Origin of the sequence: Bacillus andreraoultii, from assembly GCF_001244735.1 — a bacterium.
GTDB lineage: Bacteria > Bacillota > Bacilli > Bacillales > Caldibacillaceae > Caldifermentibacillus > Caldifermentibacillus andreraoultii.
Window position 1 is genome coordinate 2,224,926 of the sequence record NZ_LN868937.1, and the last position, 25,864, is coordinate 2,250,789.

A 25,864-nucleotide genomic window follows, 5' to 3' on the forward strand; every position below is an offset into this window, starting at 1 on the left:
CCTATCCATATACTGGTTTATAATTCCCGTACAATGTTGTAACTATTTAATTAATGCATTACAATCAACAATTAGTGCTACTTGTCCATCACCTAAAATGGTTGCACCAGAGATGGCAAAAACATTTGTTAAATAATTTCCTAATGATTTTAATACAATTTCTTCTTGACCAATAAAGGAATCAACAACTACACCAGCCATTTTCTCTCCTTTACGGATGATGACAGTGGAGATATATTCATTGCCTTCTTGTACTTCGGGAATATCGAATATTTTCTGTAAATATAAGATAGGCACAACTTTACCACGAAAATCAATAACTGGTTGCTCATGTGCATAGTAAATATCTGACCTTTTGAAGATGGCCGTTTCAATTATTGAAGTTAACGGAATAGCATATTTTTCTTTCTGAACCTCAACAAGCATGACTGAAATTATTGATAATGTAAGTGGTAATTGAATTAAAAATTGCGTACCTACACCTTCTTCAGAATGAACCGAAATCGATCCTCCTAAAGACTCTATCGTATTTTTTACAACATCTAATCCTACACCTCGTCCTGAGATATCAGATACATGGTCCGCCGTTGAAAATCCTGAAGATAAGATTAAATTAAAAATTTCTTTATCCGTTAGTTGATCTTTTTGTTCTTCCGTAATTAAACCTTTAGAGACCGCCTTCTTAGCTACTTTTTCCCGGTTAATTCCTGCGCCATCATCTGTAATTTCAATAAAAACATGGTTGCCGCTATGATAAGCTTTTAGTTCGATTGTTCCCTCTTCAGATTTTCCTTTTTTTACCCTTTCACTAGGTAATTCAATTCCGTGATCTACTGAGTTTCTTAATAAATGTACTAACGGGTCACCAATTTCATCGATAACTGTCCGATCTAACTCAGTTTCTTCACCAGTAATTTGTAAATGAATTTTCTTGCCAAGATCCCTACTTAAACCACGTACCATTTTAGGAAATCGATTGAAAACAGCTTCGACAGGAACCATTCGCATTGTTAAAACAACCGATTGTAGATCATTCGTAATACGTGACATTTTTTCAACCGTTTCCGTTAATTCTTGATGATTTAGTTCTTTTGCAATTTGGTCTAATCGACCACGGTCGATGACAAGCTCTTCAAATAAATTCATTAAAGCATCAAGTCGTTCGATATTCACACGAATTGTTTTATTAGATAAGGAAACTTTTTTATTAGCATCCTTCACAGTTTCTTTTTTATCGATTTTATTTGGTACTGTTTTAGAGCTTTCTAATTTTTCTTCTTGTTTATTATGATCTTCTGTTAAAGATGGTTGGTCTTTTATATGATTCAACTCTTTAACATGAATCTTATTCACTACAACTTTATCTATTTCGGACACTTTCATTATTTTATTTTTAATGTCTTCTACAGAATCATGAGTCACTATAGTCACTGTAAATTCATTTTCAAATTGTTCTTCTTCCAGCTGCTCAACGCTCGGAATGGATTTAATAACATCACCAATTTTCTCAAGCACATCAAATACCATAAAAACTCTTGCTGCTTTAAGTAAACAATCCGGTCGTATAAAAACGGAGACTTCAAAAACTTCAAATCCCTGTTCTCTCGCTTGTTCTAAAACAGTAATCTCAAATTGGTCATACTGTAGCTTCTCTTTTTGTATTTCGACCTTTTGCTCACTATCCATTTGAATTGTTGCTGAAGTTTCAGAAAATGCTCCTGTTTCAATTAACTTCAATTTTTGGATTGCATCACTTACATCTTCTTTACCTTCACCACCAGATGCGATTGAGCTAACCATATTTTCTAAATGATCTGTCGCTAAGAAAATAATATCGAGTAAGTCTGAAGTGAATGTAAATTTTCCATTTCTAACACCATCAAGAACATTTTCCATTTGATGGGTTAAATTTGCCATATCTTCAAATCCCATTGTAGCAGACATACCTTTTAACGTATGAGCGGATCGAAAAATATCATTAACAAGTTCCATGTTTTCGGGATTTTCTTCAAGTTTCAATAGATTATCATTTAAACTTTGTAAGTGCTCTCTACTTTCTTCTATAAAAACTTCCATATATTGACTCATTTCCATCGTGCTCATCCCTCATTAACTTTTTTTGTAATTTGATTTGCGATTTGATCTAAGTCTACAATTACATCAACACACCCAGCTTGAATTGCTGAATTCGGCATACCGAAAATAATCGCTGTTTTTTCTGATTCTGCAATTGCGAAAATGTCCTTTGATTGTTTTAATCGTTTCAATCCTTCCGTACCATCAGAACCCATCCCTGTCATGATAGCAACTACTTTTTTATAGTCTCCTAGTTTGCTAGCAGAAATAAATAAATAGTCCACACTAGGACGGTGACCTTTAACAGGAGGTGCTGTACTTAATTCTGTTACGATTGCTTTACCGACTTTTCTAAGTTCCAGATGCTTTCCACCTGGTGCAATATACGCACAACCATTTTGTAAAATTTCACCATTACTTGCTTCTTTTACATGTATGGCACAGAGTGAATTAAGCCGCTCAGCTAAAGATTTAGTAAAACCTTTTGGCATATGTTGTACAACAAGGACAGGGGCTGCTAAATCCTTAGGTAATCTAGTTAAAACTCGTTCCAATGCCCTAGGTCCTCCAGTTGATGTACCTAAAAGGACTAATGTTTTATTAGATTTATATTGATTCGTTGCTTGTGATGCATTAAAACTATTCGCTAGAGGAGCTTTTTTTTCTATGTGACTTTGATTCATAAGAGTAAGCTGTGTCATGTTGACACTTTTAGCTTCTAGAATTCTACTAATTAACTCATCCTTCACTTTGTATAAATCTAGTGAAATAGACCCACTCGGCTTAGCAATAAAATCAAAAGCACCATATTCCATCGCCAGCATCGTGTTCTTTGCACCCTCAATTGTTGTGCTTGATAACATAATAACTGGTAAAGGAGTCTCTTTCATAATTCGTTTTAATGCTTCAATCCCATCCATTATTGGCATTTCAACATCCATTGTAACAACGTCAGGTTTTAATACTTTCACTTTTTCTATCGCATCTAATCCATTTCGGGCAACCCCTATTACTTGAATCCTCTCATCATCTGATAATAAATCTTTAATAAGAGCCCGCATAAAGGCAGAATCATCTACAACAAGAACTTTGATCGGATTCATGCTTATTACCTACTTTCTTATTAGAAAATGTTTTAACTTCTCGATAAAATTCCTCTCATTCTCGATTGAAATAAATGTATTTGCCGTAAGAAAGAAGGAAGTAATTAATTGTACCTGTTTTGAAGCAAATGAATTTGGTTTATACAAAATGAATGGTATTTGTTTTTTTACTGCTAAACTAATAGATGAGTCTTCTGGTAAAAATCCAATAATCACACTATCCTTATTCAAAAAGGAGTTCATTACCGTCTGTAGTCTCTTCATTACTTGTTTGTTTTCTTTCTCGTTCTTCATTCGGTTACCTAATAAAAAGAATTTCACTGTTGGTACATGTAGAGAGATGATTTTCATTGTCGAATAGGCATCCATAATAGAAGTTGGCTCTGGGGTAACAACGACAACAATATTTTCAATACTTGAGAGCAACTGTACTAGTTCGTCAGTAATGCCTGCCCCAATATCAAATATTAAATAATCATACTCGTATACAATATGCCCCAACTCTAGAAGTAAATTATCAACACGACCCCCGCTGAGCTTAATGACATGGTTTAAACCGAAACCACCTGCAATATAGTCGATATAATCTGTTTTTTGAATGATTTCATCTAAAGAGCATTCATCAGTAAAAAAGTTTGCAATTGTTTTCTCAGCACTTTTACCTAGAAGAAGATCGATATTGCCCATGCCTATATCTAAATCAAATAATAACACTTTTTTTTGATGTTTTGATAGGGAAATGGAAAAGTTTAATGCAAAGTTTGACTTGCCAACTCCTCCCTTCCCACTAATTATTGCAATTGTTTTAGACGGATTTCCATTCATTTGTCTTTTAATACGATTCCGTAGTTTTTCAGCTTGGTCACTCATTTTATGCCTCTTTCTACAAATTGATTAATGACAAACTCATGTGTTGCTTCAATAATATCATCTGGTACATCTTGTCCATAAGTAATATAAGAAATTGGTTTTTGAAATTTATATGGCAAGTTGATTAATGAACCATATTGAGATGTCTCATCTAATTTTGTGAAAATAAGCTTATCAATTGGGAAGTTGGAAAATTGGTTATAAATTATTTCTAAATCTTTTTCCTTCGCAGTAAGGGAAAACACTAAATATGATTCCATATTGTCCTCACTAAACTCAATCGTATCTTTTAACTCTTCCACGTACTTGCTATTTTTAAAATTCCTTCCTGCAGTATCAATAAAAATATGATCGAATTCATTGAATTTTTCCAATGCAAATTTAAAATCATGCAAATTATAACAAACCTCAATTGGAGCATTTAGAATTTTCGCATACGTTTTTAATTGTTCTACTGCAGCAATTCGATAAGTATCAGTTGTAATAAATCCAATTTTTTTTCGTTTTTCAATCATTGTATATGAAGCTATTTTCGCTAAAGTTGTTGTTTTCCCAACACCTGTTGGGCCAATGACAGTTATATATTTTTTTTGTGGCGTAAATCCACCAAAAGGTAATTTTTTAATATAATTGACTAGCACTTGATAGATGAAGTCATTTGCCTCTTCTTCATTTACTCTTCGACGATGATAATAATAATGCTCAAGTACTTTTGTTTTTATATCGTTTAGTAAATCTAGAGAAACGTTATTTTTTCGAAGCTTATTGTATAATTTTTGATAAGGTGAAGGTATATGTTCATCCAATAACTTTCCATCTATTGGTAATTGGTTAATTAATATTTTCAAGTCTTCAATTTCTTTTAAAATAATAGTATCACTACGATTATTACTACTAATTTTTGACTTTTTTACCTCTTCTTTACCGACTGTTTCAATAACTTGTTCGTTTTCTAAAAATGGTATCGTTTCTTTATCTGTTTCTAACTCTTTTATTTTAAATTGATTGCTTTCTTTATCAAGTGCAGCTATTACTTCAATATTTTTTTTTCTAAATAAACCGAGAAAACCACCTGTATGAATAACTTTTGAATTTAATATTACTGCATCTTTCCCCAAATCTTTGCGGATTCGTTTCATTGCTTCGGGCATTGTAGGCGCAATATATTTTTTTACTTTCAATTGACATTCACCACTCCAACACTTTGAACTTCTATATTTGTATCCAATTCATTATAAGAAAGAATTGGAACTTGGGGGAAAAATCGTTCTGTAAGTTCACGCACGTACATCCGAATTGCCGGTGAACAAAGAATAATCGGCGTTTGATTAGTTAATTGCAATTGTTCAACTTGAATCCGTACTGCCTCCAAAATATCTTGGGAAGTTTGTGGATCTAGAGCTAAATAATTTCCGTGTTCCGTTTGTTGAACATGGTCAGCAATTAATTTTTCAATTTGTCCACTTAAAGTAATTACTTTTAATGCTTCATGATCATTTTTATATTGATTCGTTATTTGCTTTGCTAAAGCTTGACGTACATATTCAGTCAATATTTCAGCATCCGTTGTTACAGGACAAAAATCAGCAAGAGTCTCAAATATTATAGGTAAATTTCGAATGGAAACCCGCTCTTTTAATAATTTCCCTAATACTTTTTGAATATCTCCAACAGATAATGGGTTTGGAGTAACTTCTTCAACTAAAATTGGGTAACTTTCTTGTAAATGGTCTATTAACTGTTTTGTTTCCTGTCTTCCTAATAGCTCATGAGCATGATTTTTTAATACTTCCGTTAAATGAGTACTTACAACTGAAGGTGGATCAACAACAGTATATCCGGATATTTCGGCGTTCGTTTTCATTTCTTCCGTTATCCATTTTGCTGGGATTCCAAAAGCTGGTTCAACGGTATCGATACCTGTAATTGTTGGTTCTTCAACTCCTGGACTAATCGCTAAATAATGTCCTAAATAGATATCCCCTTTACCGACTTCATGCCCTTTAATTTTTATCCGATATTCATTAGGAGCTAGTTGAATATTATCTCTAATTCTAACAACAGGGATTACTAATCCTAACTCTAGGGCAAGTTGCCGTCTTATCATGACAACTCGATCTAATAGGTCTCCACCTTGGTTTGCATCTGCTAATGGTATTAAACCATAGCCAAATTCGAACTCAATTGGATCAATATCAAGAAGTTGAACAACATTTTCCGATTTTCGCATTTCATCTGAAGCAACTTGTTCCTCTGTTTCTACTATTTCCATTTCTTCCCGTTTTCCTATATTATTGACTCGATAACCACCAAAAATTAATAATCCACCAATCGGTAATGTAACTAAATCAGGAATAGGAGTAAATAAGCCAAGTAAAATGATTGTTCCACCAGCAACATATAACATTTTAGGATAGGCAAATAATTGAGTAATAACATCAGAACCGAGATTACCATCTGATGCGGCCCTTGTAACGATAATAGCTGTTGCTGTTGAGATTAATAGAGCTGGCAATTGACTTACAATTCCATCACCTACAGTTAACAGGGAATAATGAGACGCCGCATCAGCAAAAGACATCCCATTTTTAACCATGCCGATAATAATCCCAAAAATTAAGTTAATCATTACTATAATGATTCCAGCAATTGCGTCACCTTTTACGAATTTACTTGCCCCGTCCATAGCACCGTAAAAATCTGACTCTCGTGACACTTTTTCACGACGTTTTCTAGCTTCTTGTTCAGAAATCATCCCAGCATTTAAATCAGCATCGATTGCCATTTGTTTCCCTGGCATCGCATCTAACGTAAACCGTGCCGCAACTTCTGCAACCCTTTCTGCCCCTTTTGTAATAACAAGAAAGTTAATAATTACGAGTATAAAAAAGACTACTAGACCGACAAGTACATCGCCGCCAACAACGAATGTTCCGAATGTTTCAACAACACCCCCAGCATCACCTTTTGAAAGGATCGATCGTGTTGTGGAAACATTCAAACCTAACCGAAATAGAGTCAGTAATAGTAAGAGAGAAGGAAAAATTGAAAAATCTAGTGCCTCACGCATATTCATTGTTCCGAGAAGTACAAGGAGAGCTAATGAAATATTAATGATAATAAGAACGCTCAGTAGCGCTGGTGGTAATGGAATTATGAGAATAACAATAATAAGTATGACACCAAACACAACCGATAAATCTCTAATCTTCATTCCTTACTCCCCAATCTAATTTCTGTAAATACAGTTTTTATATTTCTATTAAACTTTCTTTTTAAGCCTATAAACATAAGCTAATACTTCAGCTACAGCTTTAAAAAATTCCTCAGGTATTACTTGGCCAATTTCAGTTTGACTATAAAGACTTCTTGCTAGTGGCCTATTTTCAACAATTACCACACCATTTTCTTTAGCAATATATTTAATTTTTTGTGCCAAATAATCTACACCTTTAGCCACTACAATTGGTGCATCCATCTTATTATCATCATATTTCAAGACAACCGCATAATGGGTTGGATTTGTAATAACAACATCTGCTTCAGGAATTTCTTGCATCATTCGACGCATAGCCATTTCACGCTGTCGTTGCTTTCTTTTTGATTTAATTAATGGATCCCCTTCTGTGTTTTTAAACTCATCTTTAATATCTTGTTTAGACATTCGTATACTTTTTTCAAAATCATATTTTTGATACATATAATCGAGTAATGCCAACGCAAGAAGACCGCCCGTTGCAAACAGACTCATTTTAATTGCTACAGATCCGATGACTGACAAGCTTATCCCTGCCGATTTAAAAATAAGATTTAGAATTTCATTCATATGAAACCATAAAAAAGCAAAAGTGATTGTCCCTATAACCGTAATTTTAAGTATTGATTTAAGTAGCTCAACAATTGCTCTTAACGAAAAAATGCGTTTAAAACCTTTAATGGGGTCTATTTTTTCAAGTTTCATTTTCAATGGTTCTGTTGTACTAATAAAACCAACTTGCGCATAATTGGCTATTAATGCTCCTATAAAACCTGCTAATAAAACAGGTCCTATAATTTTCCCCAACTCTTGTAGTAATTCTATAGTCATTGTTTGAATCGTTTTTTCCGTAATCTCCTGAAACACATACTCTTCATACGTTTCATGAAAAATACGTAAAATATTATCTAATATGTTCGGTCCAATAAATAATAGAACAAATAAAACTGAAAGAAGAATAACTGATGTATTTATATCTTGACTTTTTGCTGTCTGACCTTTTTTCCGAGCATCTTGTCGTTTTTTCGGGGTTGCTTTTTCTGTTTTTTCACCGGCAAAAAATTGTAAATCTAAGACGAACAACATAAAACACCCCCAAAAGTAACAACATATGGATAATTAACTTCCAAGCAATTCCATTAAACCACGCATTGAATGTAACAATAGATCAAATAAATTTCTTACAGAAAGTAGCATTGTTCCTAAAACGATAAATAGCAATATAAAACTAACCATTATTTTTAGCGGTAACCCTACAACGAATATATTGATTTGAGGTACAGTCCGCGCAACAATTCCTAATGCAACATCAACTAAAAAGAGACTTGCTACGACAGGAATCGACATTTGTAAAGCAATAGCGAACATTGCACTGAATGCTTTAGTAATCAATACAATGATATTTTCATTTCCAAATGGTAATATTGATTGATTAATTGGTATAAATTGATAACTATTAATGATCCCATCTATTAACAAATGGTGACCATTAACCGATAATAAAAATAGAAGAGAAAAAATATATAAATATTGTCCTAAAATTTGACTTTGTGCACCAGTCTGTGGGTCAATTACGTTTGCGATTGCAAAACCGATTTGGAAATCGATAAATCCACCAGCAATTTGTATTGCTGATAAGATGATATAGCCAATAAGACCGAGCACTATACCTGCAAGTATTTCTTTTAATATAAGAAGAATGTATACATCATCAAATTTTATCGGATCAACATCGATAGTAAATATTGTAATATAGGATAGGAAAAAAGCTAATCCAATTTTAGCAGGTATCGGAATTGTTCGGTAAGAAAATATTGGTATAACTAGAAAAAACGATAAAATACGTAAAAATACTAATAAAAAAATAGGTATGGAAGAAAAAAGAATCTCCATAAGATCAACCTACAAATCTAGTTAAATTGGAAAATATATCTTCAGCGTATCCAACCATATGACTTACCATCCATGGTCCTAAGACAATTATCCCTAGTAATACCGCAATAATTTTCGGAACAAATGCTAATGTTTGTTCTTGAATTTGCGTTGTTGCTTGAATAATACTAATAATTAGACCAACAACAAGAGCAATCATAAGAAGGGGACCTGAAACCATCAATATCGTATATATTCCTTGTTCTGCTAAAGTAATAACTGATTCAGTAGTCAAACGAATTCACCTTCTTAAAAAGTTTGCAATAATGATTTCACAACTAAGTGCCATCCATCGACGAGAACAAATAATAAAATTTTAAATGGTAATGAAATCATTACCGGTGGCAACATCATCATTCCCATTGACATTAATACACTAGCAACAACCATATCAATGACAAGAAATGGAATAAAAATCATAAATCCAATTTGAAATGCTGTTTTCAGCTCACTAATTGTAAATGCAGGAACGAGCGTTGTCATTGGTATCTCTTCAATTGATTTAGGAGCGTCTATTTCTGCATATTCTAAAAATAATGCTAAATCTTCCTGTCGTGTATATTTACTCATAAATTCCTTGAAAGGTAATGCAGCTTGTGAATATGCTTCTTCTAAACTAATCTCGTCATTAAATAACGGTTGTAAAGCTTGATTATTCACATCATTAAATGTTGGAGCCATAATAAAAAACGTTAAAAATAAGCTAAGTCCTATAACAACTTGATTTGGTGGCATTTGTTGAGTACCAAGACCCGTTCTGACAAAAGATAAGACAATAACAATTCTTGTAAAAGAAGTAAGTAGTATAAGAATACTGGGTGCAATCGTTAAAACCGTTAAGAGAAGCATTAATTTCACAGAAGTAGAAACTACTTGTGGGTCACCATTATTAAATAACGACATAAATTCATTCATTATCTTTAAACCCTTCCTTTAACTTCTCTTCTAATCCATTTCTTCTCTTACTAGCCATGTCTTTTAATTGTTTATCTAATTCGGTTTTAAATGACTGCTCTCTTTTTTCAGTTGCTTTTCTAGACTGCCATACTGCTTGCAATTTTGAAACAATATCATTAGGCTTTATCATTTGATCCATTCGGTTATTGTATTGTTCAATAATTGTTTGTATTTCTCTTTCGTCTTGAATTTCTTTTAAAAGTTGTACATCCTCACCAATTCCAACAACAAGAATGGAATTTCCAGCTTTAATTAACTGAACGGATCGATTTCCTCCTAAATTTGTGCCTCCCAAATTTTTTATCGTTTGCACTGAAGGAGAAAGATTGTTTTTCTTTTGTAACCATTTTAATAGTCCAATTAATAAGGCAACTACAAATAATAAAGTGAAAATTGTTTTAAATATATCCCAACCTGTTACCCCGACTTTTTGTTTATTATCATCTTCTTTTCCAGTTTTCGTATTTGGAGGCAGCTTCTTGTCCTCGGTCTGTTCTTTTATACTACGATCATCCTGTTTTTCGAAATACTCATAAACACTTCCGTTTACATTGTCTTCTGCTTGAACGGAATAACCGTCCATAATAAACATAGATGATGTGATAAAGAATGTCATTAATATGACGAATATTTTCCGATTCATTTCTCTTGCTGCCACCTTCTTTTATTCATTATTTATTATTAACTGCGAGATTTGTCATCATGACAATGTCTTTTTAATTGCTTCTAAAACACGGTCTGCTTGGAATGGTTTAACGATAAAGTCTTTTGCACCCGCTTGAATTGCATCAATGACCATTGCTTGTTGTCCCATCGCTGAACACATAATGATTTTAGCGTTTGGATCTATCGAACGAATCTCTTTCAAAGCAGCTATCCCATCTACTTCTGGCATCGTAATATCCATTGTTACTAAGTCAGGATTTAACTCTTTATATTTTTCAATTGCCTGTGCTCCATCGCTTGCTTCACCTACAACGTCATATCCATTTTTCACTAAAATATCTTTAATCATCATCCGCATAAATGCAGCATCATCTACAATTAAAATTCTTTTAGCCATCGTTATCCACCTCAACTATTTCATATTTTTAATTCGATCCGATTTGCTGATAATATCGGAAATTCTTACACCAAAGTTTTCCTCTATTACAACAACTTCCCCTTTTGCAATCAATTTTCCATTTACAAGTATGTCAACTGGCTCACCAGCTAACTTATCTAACTCAATGATTGATCCGGAAGAGAGTTCAAGGATGTCTTTTACTACTTTTGTCGTTCTTCCTAATTCAACGGTAACTTGTAGCGGAATATCGAATAACATTTGTAAATTTCTTTGTTCTTCTTGTGTTGTTCCGACAGGTGTAAAATCCGAAAACACAGCTGGTTGAACTGGCTTTGTTTGTTTATTTTGCATGGTCCTGTCATTGCTAGTTTTCTGGTTAGGAGGTTCACTTTGCTGAGCTGCATATAAAGTTACATCCTGTCCATAATTAATTTCATTGCTATTAGACGTTATTGGCTGTTGATTCTGTATACTTGAATATGAATGATTTGCAACTTCTTCATTCATCTCTACTAATTCACTATTTGAATTTACTAATACTGCTTCTTCTTCACTAGGATTCATAAGATCTGAAACTAGACTTTTCGCGAATGAAATTGGTAACAGTTGCATAATATTTGAATTTATTAAATCCCCGACAATCAATCGAAATGAAATTTTAACTAAATAGTCATCCGTTGGTAAACTATCCATCCCTTTACCTTCAGGAATATTTAGCAAGTCCACGATAGGTGGAGATATTTCTACTCGTTTTTGAAAAATGGTAGACATACTTGTTGCCGCACTACCCATCATTTGATTCATTGCTTCTTGTACAGCACTTAATTGAAGTTCACCAATTTCTATAGATACATCTCGCCCCGTTCCACCTAACATTAAGTCCGCAATTACACTTGCATCATATTGATTGATTACTAATAAATTTGACCCAAGGAAACCAGTCGTGTAATCTACAGCAATTGCAACGTATGGCTTTGGAAATTCCTCCTCTATTTGTTCTTTGAGAATGATTGAAACATGAGGGGTTGTAATATCTACCTTTTGATTTAATAGAGTTGATAACGCAGTTGCTGAACTTCCAAATGAAATATTACCAATTTCTCCGAGAGCATCTTTTTCCATTGGAGATAAAACATCTTCTATATTCGTTGATTCCGCTGATCTTTCTTCGTCTATATCATCGTTTGTTCCATTTAATAGTGCATCAATCTCTTCTTGGGAGAGCATACCATCATTCATCATCCATTTCTCTCTCCTTTATTTCATCTAGTATTTGAATTGCTAATTTATTATTCACTTTTCCTGGTTGAGCATTAAACTTAGGCTGATTGCCGATTTTAATTACTACTGGTTCATCAATTTTCTGTTTTAACTCAATACAATCACCAATATTTAAATTTAAAAATTCCTCTATAGTAATTTCTGACTGTCCTAATTCTGCAACAATAGATAATTTTGAATGTCTAATATGATCTTTCAATGCAGTCAATTTTTCAGGTTGTGTATCCTTTTTTTCTGTTTGCATCCAATATGTAACAGAAAGTTTCGATATTATTGGTTCGAGAACGATATGAGGAATACATATATTAATCATACCACTTGTCTCACCTATTACTGTGTTCAATGAAATGACAACAACCGTTTCATTTGGTGAGACCATTTGGAGAAATTGTGGGTTAACTTCAAAATTTTGTAACCTTGGTTCGATATGAGTTACGGTTTCCCAAGCATCTTGTAACTGTTCAAATGCTTCTTCAAAAAGTGTTGTCATAATCTTTGATTCAATATCAGTTAATTGATCAATTTTATTTATGCTCGTTCCTATACCTCCTAAAACTCGATCAAGCATTGAATAGGCAATATTAGGATTTATTTCAATCAATATTCTCCCTTCTAAAGGAGGAACATCATATAAATATAAAACGGTCATTTTTGGTATAGAACGAACAAATTCTTCGTATGGAATTTGATCAGCACTTGCCACTTCAACATGTACATATGTCCTTAATTTAGCAGAAAAGTATGTTGTTAATAATCTAGCAAGGTTGTCATGTATTCTTGTCAAACTACGAATTTGTTCTTTAGAAAACCGAAGTGCACGTTTAAAATCATAAGTTCTTACTTTCTTCTCTTCTTCTTCTTTTTTTATCTCATCTGCACTTACTTCACCAGTTGATAGTGCAGATAACAAGGCATCGATTTCACTTTGGGAAAGAATCTCACCAGATGGCACGTTTGTCACCTCCAGCCATCAAATTTTAAAAGCTAATCTCCGTAACGTTATTGTACAATTGAGGATGTTATATAAACTTGAACAATTTCCCCATTTTCTATATATTGATTTAAGCTTTCTTTCAACTTCTTTTCTAATTGTACTTTTCCTTCGTTTCCTTCTAAGTCTTTCGCTTCTAAACTTGATAAGTTTTTTATAATTACATTTTTCACTTGAAAGTTACGTTTTTCTAATTCCTCTTTTGCTTTTTTGCTATCAGTTTGAATCATAAAAGCAATTCTTACAAAATCTCCATTTAATAGATTTGTTGTTATCTCTGGTATTTCAACTGAACTTTCAACGATTTCATCTGCTGTCGGTTCCGTATCCACTTCATTTGCACCTTTTGAAAAGAAAAAATAGAGACCAGCAGCAAGTGCAATAATTATCGTTGACATAAATATAATTAATACTTTTACACTCTTACTCAAAAAGATCTTCCTCCTGCCGGTCGATTGTTATTAACTGAATGTCTCGATAAAATCTTTTTGTTGAGTTTACTAGAGTTTCAACATCTTCTTTCACAACATATCTTTTTCCGTTTGTTAAAAGAACTGTCGTGTCTGGGAACGATTCAATTGTTTCTATTAAAAGGGCGTTTAAATAAAAAGTTTTTCCGTTTAGTCTTGTTAATTTTATCACAGTATTCACCAAGCTTTACTAGAAAACAATTCCCATAATAGGTCTGGAATGGAAGACAATTGTGTCGTATATTACCTCAACAATTGTCTTTTTTGTTCAAAGAATTTGTATTCTAGTTATTTTTTATTATTATCGTTTCAAATTAACGAGTTCTTGAAGTATTTCATCCGAAGTTGTAATGATTCTTGTATTTGCCTGAAAACCTCTTTGTGCGACAATCATTTCTGTAAATTCTTCAGATAGGTCTACATTTGACATTTCTAATTTACCAGAAACGACAGAAGTCCCTGTAGCTGCTATTGGCGCCCCTGAGTTACCTGTTTGTTGGTAAAGGTTTCCTCCAACACTTTCAAGACCACCTGAATTGTTAAATGATACTACTTGGATTGTTCCTTTATTAGTCGGTGTAGCATTCACGACTCCAACAATAGATCCGTCAGGTGAAATACTAAAACTTTCCACACCAGTAATTGTAATAGGTGCATTATTCGTTCCTAGTACTTTATAACCTTCTGAATTTACAAGTGTACCATCATCATCAAGATAAAAGTTTCCTGCACGGCTAAAATATTTTGTTGCACCACCATCCTTACTTAAAACAAAATACCCATCACCAGATATTGCTAAATCAAGTGTTCGTCCTGTTGTTTGCATACTACCTGGTTCATGAATCGTGTCAATTGAAGAGATAGATGAACCTAAGCCTACTTGTTTTGCATTTGTCCCACCCATATTTCCATTTGGTGCAGAAGCGCCTGCAACTAGCTGGCTAATTTCATTTTTAAAGGTCACTCTCCCTTTTTTAAATCCATACGTACTTACATTGGCGATATTATTTCCAATGACGTCTAGTTTCGTTTGCATATTTTTCATCCCTGTAATTCCTGAGTACATCGATCTAAGCATATGAATACTCTCCTCTCAATTTTTATGCTTGCCTCTGTCATTCAGCAAGACATGGCTTTCCTATAAGGTCCAGCCTTTTTATATAATTATCGTTCCATTAATATTTGTAAATATTTGCGAGCTAGCCTCTGTTCTGTCCATCGCTGTTATCACCGTATTATTTTTTGCACTAACGATTAATGCAGCTTGATCTAATAAGACTAACGACTCATTAACACCCATTTTTCTTGCTTGATTTAACTTTTCGTCAATCTTCTTCCAATCATCCGAACTAATATTTATCTCTCGCTCAGCTAATCGTAATTTTGCATGCTTACTTATTGTTAAATTCGTTTGTTCTTGCACGGATTCTTGCAAATGTGATGCAAAGCTTTGATTTGTTTTTATTTGTTCAGCTTGATTGTTTTTTCGCTGAGTATTTTGTATCCCTATGGGTGGAATGAACGATTTTTGTATATGCATTCCTTCATCCCCTAACTTTTGGGCTATATTCAATTTTTAACTTACTTAAGCAAGTTCAATCGAGATAATTTGGTTATTCGTCAATTTTGTCTGATTTTCATCATTTACTTGATAATAGATTATCCCATCCTTTTGAGTAATTGAGTTAACGACACCACTTTTTACTATGCCATTATCTTCCCAACCTACTTTTTTTCCAATAACATAACTTGCATTTGCAATGGGATTTTCACTTGACTTACTAGATACTTCTGAGATATTACCCGCTGTTAATTCAGTACCATCTTGAAGAAAGAATTTAACACCATCCTCAGTAAATTTAATTAAGCTAATAACACCTTTTCCGCTTTCTATAAGAGGTTTCTCTTTCTCATTCTCACTAGGAGTAATTCGATCCCAATGTACCTCTTTTCCTAAAAGTGAATGATATGAAAAAAGTTGTTGTTCTTTTTGTACGTTGACTAGTTCTTTAATAGATTCTCCCATCGATATTGCTTGTTCAAGTTGTGAAAAAGTTGCCATTTGAGAAATAAATTCTTTATCTTGCATAGGATTAAGCGGATCTTGATTTTGCAATTGGGTAATTAATAATTTTAAAAAGGCATCTTTTCCGAGTGTGTTCGTATTTGTAGATTGGGTTTCTTTTTTTGCGTTGGACAAATAGTAACTTGAATCAATCGTATTTGTCATTAAATCACCTAAATTTCATAATTTAATAATTTATCAATAAATGTCTCTAAAAAATTATCTTCACTTTTATCATGCTGTTCTTCTTGTTGTTGCTGGTTTTCAGACTGCTCTCTATTTTGCTTTTGATTACTTTGTTCATTGTACGCCTCTTGCCTAAGATCGTTCGTTATGTCAATCCTCGAAACATTAACATTTTGTTGAACTAGAGCATGCTTTAAGGCATGAATTTGTGATTCGAGTATTTCTTTCGCACCAACGGTTGTAGACGTTATTTTCGCAACTAATTCATTTTGTTGCTGGATGAGCTCAATCTTTAATGTTCCGAGATGATCGGGCTTTAATTGAATCGTTAATTTTTGCATTTGTCCATTTTGATAAAATTTGCTTCTTGCTACTATCGATTCAAAGTCTTTAACAAAACGTTCCATTGTTATAGGTTGATTTTGATCATCGAGAATTTCTATTGTTCCTGCAACCGATGAAGGCGAAGTGAGCTGTTGTAATTGAATCGGTTTAACTTCGGTCATCTCCCCCGTTTGTTTCGGTAAAGGGAGTGGTTGATTCTCATTGTCAGTACGACTTAAGTTTGATACAGCTTGCGAAACAATTAGTTCTATTTTGTTGTTCGTTACTTGTCCATCTACTTGATTTCCTTGATTCTCGAGATTTTGTTTTAGAATGAGTAGCGTTGGCTGTTTGTTCCGAAACACAGATAGGTCAGCTATTTTTTCATGATTCACTAACGGACGAAATGCCGTTTCCAATATATTAAACTTCTCATTATTCTTCTGAAGCTGCTGAACATAATTTTTTAGTCCTTGCTGTTGTTCCTCTGTTAAAGGGACGCTTTGTCCTTCACTCATCTCCATTAGTTGATATAAAGTTGATATTATTTTCAATACATTCGACAGATCGGTTTCGTTCGTATTTTTCACAACTGTCGATAAGTCAAATTGACTTAAAAACTGTACGAAACTAACGATAATTGAAACATCCAATTGAGTAGGATCATTTAAGTTAATTAGGTCCATGACGTTATTAGAAGTTTCACTTATTTCTAATCCATCGTTACTATTTTGTTCAATATTTCCCTCTCCATTTTCAAAAACTGAGGAAAGGACTTTTTTAATCGAGTCCAATAATGAATCTTTTGACATATTTATCATTTCTAGTATGTTATCAAAGAATTGCTGTTGATTTTTACCCATAGGTGTGTTAGTAAAATCTTGATTAAACCCAGTTTCCATATTATTGATCATTAAAAAGTTAAGTAAATTAGAAAATTCCCCTGCTTTCCCAGCACTCTTTGTTTCCAAATTAATCGGTTTATTACTAATTAACAAGGGATGCGGTCCAACGTTTACACAGAACATTATTTCACCTCCTTTCAAAGTTTTTTAAACTTCAGCTACTTTTTGATAACTTACCTGTAAATTTCGCTGCATTTTCTGCTGTCATATTTTCAAGTATGGAGGCTAATGTTTCATCCTTTAATTGAGACATAATGCTTAAGGCTGTTGGTTCATCCATTTGAGTTAATATGGCAGCAGCGTTTTTTGGTTTCATTTTTTCATAAGTTTTAATGATATCTTTACTAGAGGTATCTGTTTGTTTCTTAGTACCCTCATCTAAAGCTTTTTCTTGTTCAGATTCTAATCTGGATTTTTCCTCTTCTAAACTTGCAATTTCTTGATCCTTTTTCTCTAATTCTGCCTGTAAATCTTGTACTTTTTTTTCTTGATTTTTTAAGTTTGCCTGAAGTTTATTTAATTGTTGCTCATATTGATCTGGTGCGTTCTTAACATTTGCCTCACTAGGAAACAAAGAGCCAATCACTGGTATTTTTGATGCTTCTTGAAAAACATTTACCCCGGAAACTGTCGCTATTACAAGAAGGATAGTTAAAATGATTAGTAAAGGTAAAATTAAATAATATAAAATTTTTTTCAAGAAGGACGGTTTATTTTCCTTTATCAATTCCTCATTTTTTTTCATTGTGACATTACTTCTCCCTTGCCACGATTTGCATCGATAATTCATCCATTACTTTACGATCTTCCATGTTTAATATGTGAATATATTTTTCGTATTCTTTATTTTTCATTTTTTCCATTTTCTTTACTTCGATATTTTTTTCAACTAAAACTTGTTTTTCCAATTGCATATTATTTCTCGCTTGAAATACTAACTTTTGATAATAATCGATTTCTCTCTCAAGATTCATTAAGTATTTCTGTTGCATACGAATCTCTTGGATGCGAACACCTGTTTTTATTCTTTCTTCCAGTTGACCTTCAAGTGTTTCCTTTTGTTTTAATCGTTCATATAAAAATTCAGCAACTTCTTCAAATTTTCTAATTGACTTTTCGTACGTATAAGCCTGCTCTTCTTTTTCTCGTTCCCGTAACTCTAAAACTTTTTGAAGCTTGTAATTAAATTTCATTCATCATCACCTATGAACAGTTCATTTAAGTGAGAAATACTTTCCTCTATTGAAACTTTCTTATCTGTCCTTTGTTTCAAATACGAAATAATTTTAGGATAATATTCAATCGCTTCATCTATTTCTTTTGAAGAACCTTTTTTATATGCACCTATATTAATTAAATCTTCAGATTGAACATACGTATTTAAAATATCACGAAGCCGGTTTGCAACATTTTGATGCTCTTTCGTGGCTAATTCACTCATTAAACGGCTTATGCTCTTCAAAACGTTTATCGCAGGGTATTGTCCCTTATTAGCGAGATTCCGATCGAGCACAATATGACCGTCTAAAATCCCTCGAACAGTATCTGCAATTGGCTCATTAAAATCATCACCGTCAACAAGTACAGTATAAATTGCTGTTATCGAACCTTTTGCATTTGTACCCGTTCTTTCCAGTAATATCGGTAACATAGAAAAAACGGATGGTGTATAACCTTTCGTTGCTGGTGGTTCACCTGTAGCTAAACCAACTTCTCTTTGAGCCATTGCAATCCGAGTAACAGAGTCCATCATTAACATGACATTAAAACCTTTATCTCGATAATATTCTGCTATCGCAGTTGCTGTATACGCACCTTTAATTCGCATAAGTGCAGGTTGATCACTTGTAGCCGCAACAACGATTGAACGTTGTAAGCCTTCAGGACCTAGATCTCGTTCAATAAATTCGCGAACTTCGCGACCCCTTTCACCGATTAATGCAATCACATTTAAGTCGGCCTTTGTATTTCTTGCAATCATTCCTAATAATGTACTTTTACCGACACCACTACCAGCAAAGATTCCGATGCGCTGCCCTTTACCAATTGTTAATAATCCGTCAATTGCTCGAACACCTACTTCTAAAACCTCTTTTATAGGCGGACGATTTAATGGATTAGGAGGCTTCTGATCAGTTGGCCAACTCTGTAAATTATTTGGTAATATCGAACCATCCAAAGGTTTCCCTAGTGAATCGAGAACTTTACCTAGAAGCGCTTGTCCGACTTTTATCTCCAATGGTTTTTCTGTACTTTCAACCAACCATCCAGGTGCAATATCATTGACCGTTGTAAAAGGCATTATGAATACATTTTCATCTTTAAACCCAACAACTTCCCCTAAGATTCTCTTCTTATCTTTTTGGGTTTGAGAATAGATATAACATATATCACCAATTGAGCATATTGGTCCTCTAGATTCAATCATTATTCCAACAACTTGTTTTACACGTCCATATCGTTTATACGTATCGATTGAGGGTATATGATTTAACAAGTCGATTGCTTTCATAAGTCATCACCAGAAAAAAGGTCGAGTAACTTCCTTTTTAACTCTTGTAGTTGCATATCAATACTTGCATCAATACGTATACCATCAGTCTCAATTACACAACCAAATTCAGTCAAATTCTCATTAGGATAAATGTACATTTGACCTTCATGAAAGTACGGAATTAAGTCCCCTTTATTTTCTACAAGTAATTCATACTGGTTAGGATGAACATATAGTTTAATTTCTTTGTAATCTTTTACTTCCTCAATTGCTTGTTTTACGATTGATAAAAAAGAAGATCCTGATTCTTGTAATTGTTCACGTAAGATTTTTTCAGCTGCTTTTAAACTGAGTGTTAATATTGTTTGCTCAGATTTTTCAACACATTGCATATATTCAATCCTTGCTTGATCAACAATACTTTTAGCAAATTGAATAGAATCATTTACTTCTTCATATCCCTTTGCACGACCTTCATTAACACCTGTTTCAAATCCTTGAGTTCGAGCTTGTTCAAACGCTTTTTGTTTTTCTTCTTCAAAAGCTACTTTTTCTTGTTCTATCTGCTGTTTAATTTTATTTGCTTCTAATTTTGCTTGTTTCACAATTTCTTCTGCCTCTAACATCGCTTGCTTTATATAGTTTTCTTTCATAATTTGAGACTCAGTGTAAATGTGGTTAGTTCTCTCTTGTTCAATTTTATGATTAACGGTTAAATACCGAATAGAAATTTTTTTTCCTTCTAATTGGCCTGTATAATCTTTTTTAATCACATTAGACAATGATATCGTCACCTCCACCACGGACAATGACTATTTCACCAGCATCTTCTAATCTTCGAATAATAGCAACTATTCTTCCTTGAGCTTCTTCTACATCACGCAAACGAACAGGACCCATAATTTCCAATTCTTCTTTAAATGTTTCTTGCATCCTCGTAGACATATTTCTGAATATAATTTCTTTTACTTCATCACTAGCCACTTTTAAAGCAAGCATTAAGTCTTCATTTTCGCAGTCTCTAATAATCATCTGTATTGCACGATTATCTAAAGTGACAATATCTTCAAATACGAACATTCGTTTCTTAATCTCTTCTGCTAAAGCTGGGTCTTTCTTCTCTAAATCTTCTAATATAGTCCGTTCAGTTGTACGATCTACACCATTTAAAACTTCAACAATTGATTCAATTCCACCGGTTTGCGTGTAATCATGTGTTAATGTTGCTGAAAGCTTTTGCTCTAAAATTTGTTCAACTTCATAAATAACCTCTGGAGACGTACTTTCCATCAAAGCAATACGTCTAGCAACATCTGCCTGCATTTCTTCTGGCAGATTAGACAGTATTTGAGATGCTTGAGTAGCGTCTAAGTAGGAAAGAATTAAAGCAATTGTTTGTGGATGTTCATTCTGAATAAAATTCAAAATTTGATTAGGGTCTGCTTTTCTGGCAAAGTCAAAAGGCCGAACTTGAAGTGATGATGTTAATCGATTTAAAATCGATGTCGCTTGTTCTTCCCCTAACGCTTTTTCTAAAATTATTTTTGCAAAACCTATACCGCCCTGAGTTATATAATCTTGCGCTAAAGCTAAATTATGAAACTCTTCAATTACCTCAACTTTTTTATCTGCTGTGACATTTTTAATTGTCGAAATTTCTAATGTTAACTTTTCGATTTCTTCCTCTGTTAAATGTTTATATATAGAAGCCGAGGCATCGGGTCCGAGCGAAATAAGAAGAATTGCTGCTTTCTGTTTTCCAGTTAATCCTTTTTTTCCGGCCAACTTACTTTACCCCCCCTAATCTTGAGACAACCATGTCCGAATCAATTTTGCAAATTCATCTGGTCGTTCCTTTGCCATTTTTTCTATTTGTTTTTTCCTTACTTCCTCTTCAGTGTCGTTAGGCTTATTAACATCTGGTATATCAATTGGTTTTTGTTTTGGAACGACAATCACTTCTTCTGGTTCAAATTCATCTTTTCGTTTACGTAAGAAAATGATTCCTAAAACGATAACCAATACGACTAATACGCCTATTAAAATATATCCCCATAAAGGAAAACTTTTAGTAATTTCAGATTGATCCGATGTAGTTGTTTTTCCTAATAAAGGTTGGAATGTTACTGCTACTTTGCTATTAATATCTTGGTCTGTTAATTCATTGTTTGTTTCTGTTTTATCGATTGATGTTCGAACGATTGTACTTAATATACTTTGGATTCCTTCTTCAACATCAGCAGAAACAGAATTTGGATTTTTTGCATCTGGTGGTTCTACAATTACTTGAATTCCAAGATCTCGTATTTTATATGGACTTTCAACAATTTGTTTACGAATTTTATTCACTTCATAATTAATTGTATCTTCTTTTTTTTCATAATCACCATTGCCATTCGTACCTTCTGCATATCCAGTTAAAGTATCGCCATTATCTTCTGCTTGAGGTACTCCACCTTCACTAGCATTTTCCCCTGTGTAAGTTTCACTAAGATGTTTCGCACTAACTGCTATTCCTTCCACATTCTCATCATCTACTGGTTCTACAAGATTTTCCTCCCGACTTTCCTGAGTAAAATCAATATCAGCAGTTACCGATACAACAACTTTGTCTTGACCCATTAAAGTACCTAACATACTTTGAACTTGACGCTGCAAGTCTCGTTCAATTTCCTTCTTTATTGCATATTGATTTTGGAAATCTGTACCGTTCGTGGAATTATTTCCACTATTTAAGTCGAAGTACTCAAAATTTTGATCCATAATGACGATATTATCAGTAGGAAGGTTCGGTACTGATTTTGAAACGAGTGTATAAAGCGCTTTTATTTGTCCTTCTGAAAACTCGTAACCTGGTTCAGTAGTTAAGACAATGGAAGCTTGTGCCTCTTCAGTTTGATCTTTGACGAATATCCCTTTATCAGGAAGAGTAATCATGACACTAGCATCTTTAATTCCGTCAATATTTTTGATCAAATTGCTAATTTCTGTTTGCATCGCATCAATTTTCATTACGTCAAACTCTTTATCTGTCATTCCAAGGCCTGCATTTTCACTAAAAAAAGAATAATCAATGCTACCTGATTTAGGGATTCCTTCTGCTGCAAGTTCAACTAATAGTGTGTCAACAGATTCTTCAGGTACTTTAATTGTTGTTCCACCGTCAGCAAGTTCTGATTTTATTCCCTTAGCATCCAGTGCCTCTTTAATACTACCGGTCTCTGCTGGAGTGAGATTACTATATAAAGGAACCATTGTCGTTTTCGTTGTAATGACAATAAGGACAGATATAATTGCGATAAATAAAATAATTGATCCGACAAGAATACTTTTTTGACTCTTCGTCCTTTCTTGCCAATTATTTTTTAATTTCTGTAGTAAGTTCTGTAACCTTTCTTTCATCTATCTCTCTCCGAACAGTTTTATTTTTCACAATAGGAGCTCGCTTTGACTTCAAACCAATTCCAAAAAATAGTATGAATCCTAAAGTCACATAAGCACCTATTAAATTTATTACACTTGCATTCGCATAATTTCTTGATATGCTTCAACGACTTTATTTCGAACTTCCATTGTTGTTTGTAACGTAATAGTAGCTTTTTGAGAAGCAATCATCACATCATGAAGATTAACATTTTCTCCTAAAGCTAGTTTCTCTGTTAACTGGTCTGAATTGATTTGCGTTTCATTCACTTCGTTAATTGCATCTTTTAAAAAGTTAGAAAAAGTACTTTGAGTTTTATGAGGAGTAACAGTATTTGTATTGTTAGTTTTTAGCGGTTGTATTGCATCATTGAAATTCACTGGATTAATTGCCATTTGTTAAAAACCCCTTTACCTATTATCAGAAAATCCCCAATTATTTGCCTATTTCCAACGCTTTTGTAAGCATTGATTTTGATGCATTAAAAACAGTTACATTCGCTTCATAGGACCTCGTTGCGCTTATAAGATCAACCATTTCACGTAATGGATCAACATTTGGCATCTGTACATAGCCATCTTCATTAGCATCCGGATGCTCCGGGTTGTAAACGAGTTGAAATGGACTTTGATCTTCTGTAATTTTTGTAACTTTCACTCCAGAACCAACGGAAGCTTTGTTTATCGATTGATTTAATATACTTGAAAATTGTTCACCTTTTGGTTCCAGCACTACTGATTTACGGCGATATGGAACCCATTGTCCATCAATAAATTTCCCTCTTGTAGAATCAGCATTTGCTACGTTGGATGAAATTACATCCATTCTCAATCTTTGTGCAGTAAGTGCGCTAGCAGAAATATTCAAATTCGAAAACAATATTATTTACCTCCCTTAATTACAGATTGGAGTGTTTGAAATTTTCCACTTATCTGTTCAACTAGTGCATTGTAATAAATTTGGTTTTCAGCCATTTTTGCCATTTCTTGATCCGTATCTACTCCGTTACTGCTTTCATTATATCGAGTATCATTCTTTACAATTTTTACATATTCACTACTTGAAGAGGAAAATGGAATATTTTTCTTATTTGTCATTTTTGCTGTCACTTGCTCGTCAATTTCTTTATTTAATATCGTTTTAAAAGGCATAACTTCTTTCGATTTATAGTTTGGAGTATCCACATTTGCAATGTTTTGTGAAATAACTTGTTGTTTAGTCGAAGAGTAATCTAAAGCCTTTTCCAACATATCAATTGTATTAGAGAAAATTTTCACTTTACTCTACTCCTTATCATCTGATGACAAATTCTACTAAAATACGACAAAATTTAAGTTTCTTTTACTATTGTAAATCGGAACTAGGATAATGTCTATAAATCATCCTATTTTTTTCATAGGTAATTATCCCCGTTTTTCCCTTTTAACATAGAAAAAAAATGTCACTACCTAAAGAAAAGATGACATTTTAACTATATATTCGACATTTTTCGTTAAACCCCTTTTTAATTCGACATATTTTTTGTTTTATGACAAAAAGAAGACTCAGGGCTAGAACTTTTAAGCAACCAAGAGCCGTAGTAGTGCTTATTCGTATAGAAGAATTTATATGATCCCAGTACAAAAAAACAGTTCAACCGGACAAATCAGAATCGATTCGTCGGTTGAACTGCTTCGTTGTCACTTATTAAGATTTTACTTTTTCAAGTTCTTCTAAAAATTTATCATTTAAAACTTTAATGAATGTACCTTTCATACCTAATGAGCGTGATTCAATAACTCCTGCACTTTCTAACTTTCTTAATGCGTTTACGATAACAGAACGGGTAATTCCAACTCTGTCTGCAATTTTAGAAGCAACAAGTAGTCCTTCTTTACCATTTAATTCTTCAAAAATGTGTTCAATTGCTTCTAATTCACTATAAGATAGCGAGCTAATGGCCATTTGCACAACAGCTTTACTACGAGCTTCTTCTTCAATTTCTTCTGATTTTTCACGTAAAATCTCCATTCCAACAACTGTTGCACCATATTCAGCAAGAATTAAATCATCATTATTGAATTCTTGACCTAAACGAGAAAGAATTAATGTACCAAGTCGCTCACCACCGCCATTGATCGGTACAATCGTTGTTAAACCATTGTCGAATAAATCTTTATTTTCAATCGGGAAAGCTGTATATTCACTATTCACATCAAGGTTAGCCGTTGTTTCTGAAACGCTAAACAAACCCTTTGTATATTCTTCTGGAAATTGTCGATCTTCCAACATTTGTTTCATACGATCGTTTTCTATTTGTTGAGTGATTGCATAACCTAGTAATTTTCCTCTTCTACTTACAACAAATACATTCGCATCAATAACTTCACATAATGTTTCTGACATTTCTTTAAAATTCACTGGTTTTGCACCTGTGTTTTGCAACATTGCATTAATTTTTCTTGTTCTAATTAATAATTCCATT

Annotated in this window: 29 protein-coding genes; all 29 read right to left on the reverse strand. The window is 33.4% G+C overall.

Annotation, left to right across the window (positions count from 1 at the left end):
- Positions 1 to 42 precede the first annotated feature (42 nt).
- Positions 43 to 2,094: a chemotaxis protein CheA gene (locus tag BN2144_RS15840; protein ID WP_033829204.1), complete on the reverse strand. Its 2,052-nt coding sequence runs from the start codon at positions 2,092 to 2,094 to the stop codon at positions 43 to 45.
- Positions 2,095 to 2,099: 5 nt separating this feature from the next.
- The gene (locus BN2144_RS15845; RefSeq protein WP_033829205.1) at positions 2,100 to 3,179 is read right to left on the reverse strand and encodes a protein-glutamate methylesterase/protein-glutamine glutaminase; all 1,080 of its coding nucleotides are present in this window, start codon (positions 3,177 to 3,179) and stop codon (positions 2,100 to 2,102) included.
- A 9-nt stretch (positions 3,180 to 3,188) separates the two neighbouring features.
- Positions 3,189 to 4,049: a MinD/ParA family protein gene (locus tag BN2144_RS15850; RefSeq protein ID WP_033829206.1), complete on the reverse strand. Its 861-nt coding sequence runs from the start codon at positions 4,047 to 4,049 to the stop codon at positions 3,189 to 3,191.
- Complete coding sequence (flhF, locus tag BN2144_RS15855) at positions 4,046 to 5,230, reverse strand: flagellar biosynthesis GTPase FlhF (protein ID WP_033829207.1); 1,185 nt, start codon at positions 5,228 to 5,230, stop codon at positions 4,046 to 4,048. Before flhF ends, BN2144_RS15850 begins: the two co-directional genes overlap by 4 nt.
- Positions 5,227 to 7,263: a flagellar biosynthesis protein FlhA gene (gene flhA / locus BN2144_RS15860; protein ID WP_033829208.1), complete on the reverse strand. Its 2,037-nt coding sequence runs from the start codon at positions 7,261 to 7,263 to the stop codon at positions 5,227 to 5,229. The genes flhF and flhA overlap by 4 nt, the downstream gene beginning before the upstream one ends.
- Before the next feature lie 48 nt (positions 7,264 to 7,311).
- The gene (gene flhB / locus BN2144_RS15865) at positions 7,312 to 8,391 is read right to left on the reverse strand and encodes a flagellar biosynthesis protein FlhB (RefSeq protein ID WP_033829209.1); all 1,080 of its coding nucleotides are present in this window, start codon (positions 8,389 to 8,391) and stop codon (positions 7,312 to 7,314) included.
- A 33-nt stretch (positions 8,392 to 8,424) separates the two neighbouring features.
- Positions 8,425 to 9,198: a flagellar biosynthetic protein FliR gene (gene fliR / locus BN2144_RS15870; RefSeq protein ID WP_033829210.1), complete on the reverse strand. Its 774-nt coding sequence runs from the start codon at positions 9,196 to 9,198 to the stop codon at positions 8,425 to 8,427.
- Between the two features lie 4 nt (positions 9,199 to 9,202).
- The gene (fliQ, locus tag BN2144_RS15875) at positions 9,203 to 9,472 is read right to left on the reverse strand and encodes a flagellar biosynthesis protein FliQ (protein ID WP_033829211.1); all 270 of its coding nucleotides are present in this window, start codon (positions 9,470 to 9,472) and stop codon (positions 9,203 to 9,205) included.
- Positions 9,473 to 9,486: 14 nt separating this feature from the next.
- Positions 9,487 to 10,152, reverse strand: a complete 666-nt coding sequence (fliP, locus tag BN2144_RS15880) for a flagellar type III secretion system pore protein FliP (protein ID WP_033829212.1) — start codon at positions 10,150 to 10,152, stop codon at positions 9,487 to 9,489.
- Positions 10,145 to 10,837 (reverse strand): flagellar biosynthetic protein FliO, encoded by a 693-nt coding sequence (locus BN2144_RS15885; protein ID WP_050632346.1) that lies wholly within the window; start codon positions 10,835 to 10,837, stop codon positions 10,145 to 10,147. The genes fliP and BN2144_RS15885 overlap by 8 nt, the downstream gene beginning before the upstream one ends.
- A gap of 57 nt (positions 10,838 to 10,894) precedes the next feature.
- Positions 10,895 to 11,257, reverse strand: a complete 363-nt coding sequence (locus tag BN2144_RS15890; protein WP_033829213.1) for a response regulator — start codon at positions 11,255 to 11,257, stop codon at positions 10,895 to 10,897.
- A 15-nt stretch (positions 11,258 to 11,272) separates the two neighbouring features.
- Positions 11,273 to 12,502: a flagellar motor switch phosphatase FliY gene (fliY, locus tag BN2144_RS15895; protein ID WP_033829214.1), complete on the reverse strand. Its 1,230-nt coding sequence runs from the start codon at positions 12,500 to 12,502 to the stop codon at positions 11,273 to 11,275.
- Entirely contained in the window at positions 12,492 to 13,493 is a 1,002-nt protein-coding gene (fliM, locus tag BN2144_RS15900) for a flagellar motor switch protein FliM (RefSeq protein ID WP_033829215.1), read from the reverse strand. The genes fliY and fliM overlap by 11 nt, the downstream gene beginning before the upstream one ends.
- 47 nt (positions 13,494 to 13,540) lie before the next feature.
- On the reverse strand, positions 13,541 to 13,963 hold the full coding sequence (gene fliL, locus BN2144_RS15905) for a flagellar basal body-associated protein FliL (protein WP_050632347.1): 423 nt from the start codon (positions 13,961 to 13,963) through the stop codon (positions 13,541 to 13,543).
- Positions 13,956 to 14,174: a flagellar FlbD family protein gene (locus BN2144_RS15910; RefSeq protein ID WP_033829216.1), complete on the reverse strand. Its 219-nt coding sequence runs from the start codon at positions 14,172 to 14,174 to the stop codon at positions 13,956 to 13,958. The genes fliL and BN2144_RS15910 overlap by 8 nt, the downstream gene beginning before the upstream one ends.
- Positions 14,175 to 14,303: 129 nt before the next feature.
- Positions 14,304 to 15,080, reverse strand: a complete 777-nt coding sequence (flgG, locus tag BN2144_RS15915; RefSeq protein ID WP_033829217.1) for a flagellar basal body rod protein FlgG — start codon at positions 15,078 to 15,080, stop codon at positions 14,304 to 14,306.
- 78 nt (positions 15,081 to 15,158) lie between these two features.
- On the reverse strand, positions 15,159 to 15,542 hold the full coding sequence (locus tag BN2144_RS15920; protein WP_082195258.1) for a TIGR02530 family flagellar biosynthesis protein: 384 nt from the start codon (positions 15,540 to 15,542) through the stop codon (positions 15,159 to 15,161).
- Between the two features lie 45 nt (positions 15,543 to 15,587).
- Positions 15,588 to 16,232, reverse strand: a complete 645-nt coding sequence (flgD, locus tag BN2144_RS15925) for a flagellar hook assembly protein FlgD (RefSeq protein ID WP_033829218.1) — start codon at positions 16,230 to 16,232, stop codon at positions 15,588 to 15,590.
- A gap of 8 nt (positions 16,233 to 16,240) precedes the next feature.
- Positions 16,241 to 17,605: a flagellar hook-length control protein FliK gene (locus BN2144_RS15930; protein ID WP_033829219.1), complete on the reverse strand. Its 1,365-nt coding sequence runs from the start codon at positions 17,603 to 17,605 to the stop codon at positions 16,241 to 16,243.
- Positions 17,606 to 17,636: 31 nt separating this feature from the next.
- Positions 17,637 to 18,227: a MotE family protein gene (locus tag BN2144_RS15935; RefSeq protein WP_033829220.1), complete on the reverse strand. Its 591-nt coding sequence runs from the start codon at positions 18,225 to 18,227 to the stop codon at positions 17,637 to 17,639.
- A gap of 7 nt (positions 18,228 to 18,234) precedes the next feature.
- The gene (gene fliJ / locus BN2144_RS15940) at positions 18,235 to 18,675 is read right to left on the reverse strand and encodes a flagellar export protein FliJ (protein ID WP_033829221.1); all 441 of its coding nucleotides are present in this window, start codon (positions 18,673 to 18,675) and stop codon (positions 18,235 to 18,237) included.
- Complete coding sequence (fliI, locus tag BN2144_RS15945) at positions 18,672 to 19,994, reverse strand: flagellar protein export ATPase FliI (RefSeq protein ID WP_033829222.1); 1,323 nt, start codon at positions 19,992 to 19,994, stop codon at positions 18,672 to 18,674. Before fliI ends, fliJ begins: the two co-directional genes overlap by 4 nt.
- The gene (gene fliH / locus BN2144_RS15950; protein ID WP_222860100.1) at positions 19,991 to 20,749 is read right to left on the reverse strand and encodes a flagellar assembly protein FliH; all 759 of its coding nucleotides are present in this window, start codon (positions 20,747 to 20,749) and stop codon (positions 19,991 to 19,993) included. Before fliH ends, fliI begins: the two co-directional genes overlap by 4 nt.
- A 1-nt stretch (position 20,750) precedes the next feature.
- Entirely contained in the window at positions 20,751 to 21,761 is a 1,011-nt protein-coding gene (gene fliG / locus BN2144_RS15955) for a flagellar motor switch protein FliG (protein WP_033829224.1), read from the reverse strand.
- Positions 21,762 to 21,776: 15 nt separating this feature from the next.
- Positions 21,777 to 23,378 (reverse strand): flagellar basal-body MS-ring/collar protein FliF, encoded by a 1,602-nt coding sequence (fliF, locus tag BN2144_RS15960; RefSeq protein WP_033829225.1) that lies wholly within the window; start codon positions 23,376 to 23,378, stop codon positions 21,777 to 21,779.
- Positions 23,379 to 23,489: 111 nt separating this feature from the next.
- Positions 23,490 to 23,795, reverse strand: a complete 306-nt coding sequence (fliE, locus tag BN2144_RS15965) for a flagellar hook-basal body complex protein FliE (RefSeq protein ID WP_033829226.1) — start codon at positions 23,793 to 23,795, stop codon at positions 23,490 to 23,492.
- 40 nt (positions 23,796 to 23,835) lie between these two features.
- The gene (gene flgC / locus BN2144_RS15970; protein ID WP_075047851.1) at positions 23,836 to 24,279 is read right to left on the reverse strand and encodes a flagellar basal body rod protein FlgC; all 444 of its coding nucleotides are present in this window, start codon (positions 24,277 to 24,279) and stop codon (positions 23,836 to 23,838) included.
- 2 nt (positions 24,280 to 24,281) lie between these two features.
- The gene (gene flgB / locus BN2144_RS15975; protein ID WP_033829228.1) at positions 24,282 to 24,677 is read right to left on the reverse strand and encodes a flagellar basal body rod protein FlgB; all 396 of its coding nucleotides are present in this window, start codon (positions 24,675 to 24,677) and stop codon (positions 24,282 to 24,284) included.
- 409 nt (positions 24,678 to 25,086) lie between these two features.
- Positions 25,087 to 25,863: a GTP-sensing pleiotropic transcriptional regulator CodY gene (gene codY, locus BN2144_RS15980; RefSeq protein WP_033829229.1), complete on the reverse strand. Its 777-nt coding sequence runs from the start codon at positions 25,861 to 25,863 to the stop codon at positions 25,087 to 25,089.
- Between the last annotated feature and the right edge of the window lies 1 nt (position 25,864).

Coding starts and splice junctions, on each gene's coding strand:
- BN2144_RS15840 (WP_033829204.1), bottom strand. CDS start 2,094: ATGGAAATGAGTCAATATATGGAAGTTTTTATAGAAGAAAGTAGAGAG.
- BN2144_RS15845 (WP_033829205.1), bottom strand. CDS start 3,179: ATGAATCCGATCAAAGTTCTTGTTGTAGATGATTCTGCCTTTATGCGG.
- BN2144_RS15850 (WP_033829206.1), bottom strand. CDS start 4,049: ATGAGTGACCAAGCTGAAAAACTACGGAATCGTATTAAAAGACAAATG.
- flhA (WP_033829208.1), bottom strand. CDS start 7,263: ATGAAGATTAGAGATTTATCGGTTGTGTTTGGTGTCATACTTATTATT.
- flhB (WP_033829209.1), bottom strand. CDS start 8,391: ATGTTGTTCGTCTTAGATTTACAATTTTTTGCCGGTGAAAAAACAGAA.
- fliR (WP_033829210.1), bottom strand. CDS start 9,198: ATGGAGATTCTTTTTTCTTCCATACCTATTTTTTTATTAGTATTTTTA.
- fliP (WP_033829212.1), bottom strand. CDS start 10,152: ATGAATGAATTTATGTCGTTATTTAATAATGGTGACCCACAAGTAGTT.
- BN2144_RS15885 (WP_050632346.1), bottom strand. CDS start 10,837: ATGAATCGGAAAATATTCGTCATATTAATGACATTCTTTATCACATCA.
- BN2144_RS15890 (WP_033829213.1), bottom strand. CDS start 11,257: ATGGCTAAAAGAATTTTAATTGTAGATGATGCTGCATTTATGCGGATG.
- fliY (WP_033829214.1), bottom strand. CDS start 12,502: ATGATGAATGATGGTATGCTCTCCCAAGAAGAGATTGATGCACTATTA.
- flgG (WP_033829217.1), bottom strand. CDS start 15,080: ATGCTTAGATCGATGTACTCAGGAATTACAGGGATGAAAAATATGCAA.
- BN2144_RS15920 (WP_082195258.1), bottom strand. CDS start 15,542: ATGCATATACAAAAATCGTTCATTCCACCCATAGGGATACAAAATACT.
- flgD (WP_033829218.1), bottom strand. CDS start 16,232: ATGACAAATACGATTGATTCAAGTTACTATTTGTCCAACGCAAAAAAA.
- BN2144_RS15930 (WP_033829219.1), bottom strand. CDS start 17,605: ATGTTCTGTGTAAACGTTGGACCGCATCCCTTGTTAATTAGTAATAAA.
- BN2144_RS15935 (WP_033829220.1), bottom strand. CDS start 18,227: ATGAAAAAAAATGAGGAATTGATAAAGGAAAATAAACCGTCCTTCTTG.
- fliJ (WP_033829221.1), bottom strand. CDS start 18,675: ATGAAATTTAATTACAAGCTTCAAAAAGTTTTAGAGTTACGGGAACGA.
- fliI (WP_033829222.1), bottom strand. CDS start 19,994: ATGAAAGCAATCGACTTGTTAAATCATATACCCTCAATCGATACGTAT.
- fliF (WP_033829225.1), bottom strand. CDS start 23,378: ATGAAAGAAAGGTTACAGAACTTACTACAGAAATTAAAAAATAATTGG.
- fliE (WP_033829226.1), bottom strand. CDS start 23,795: ATGGCAATTAATCCAGTGAATTTCAATGATGCAATACAACCGCTAAAA.
- codY (WP_033829229.1), bottom strand. CDS start 25,863: ATGGAATTATTAATTAGAACAAGAAAAATTAATGCAATGTTGCAAAAC.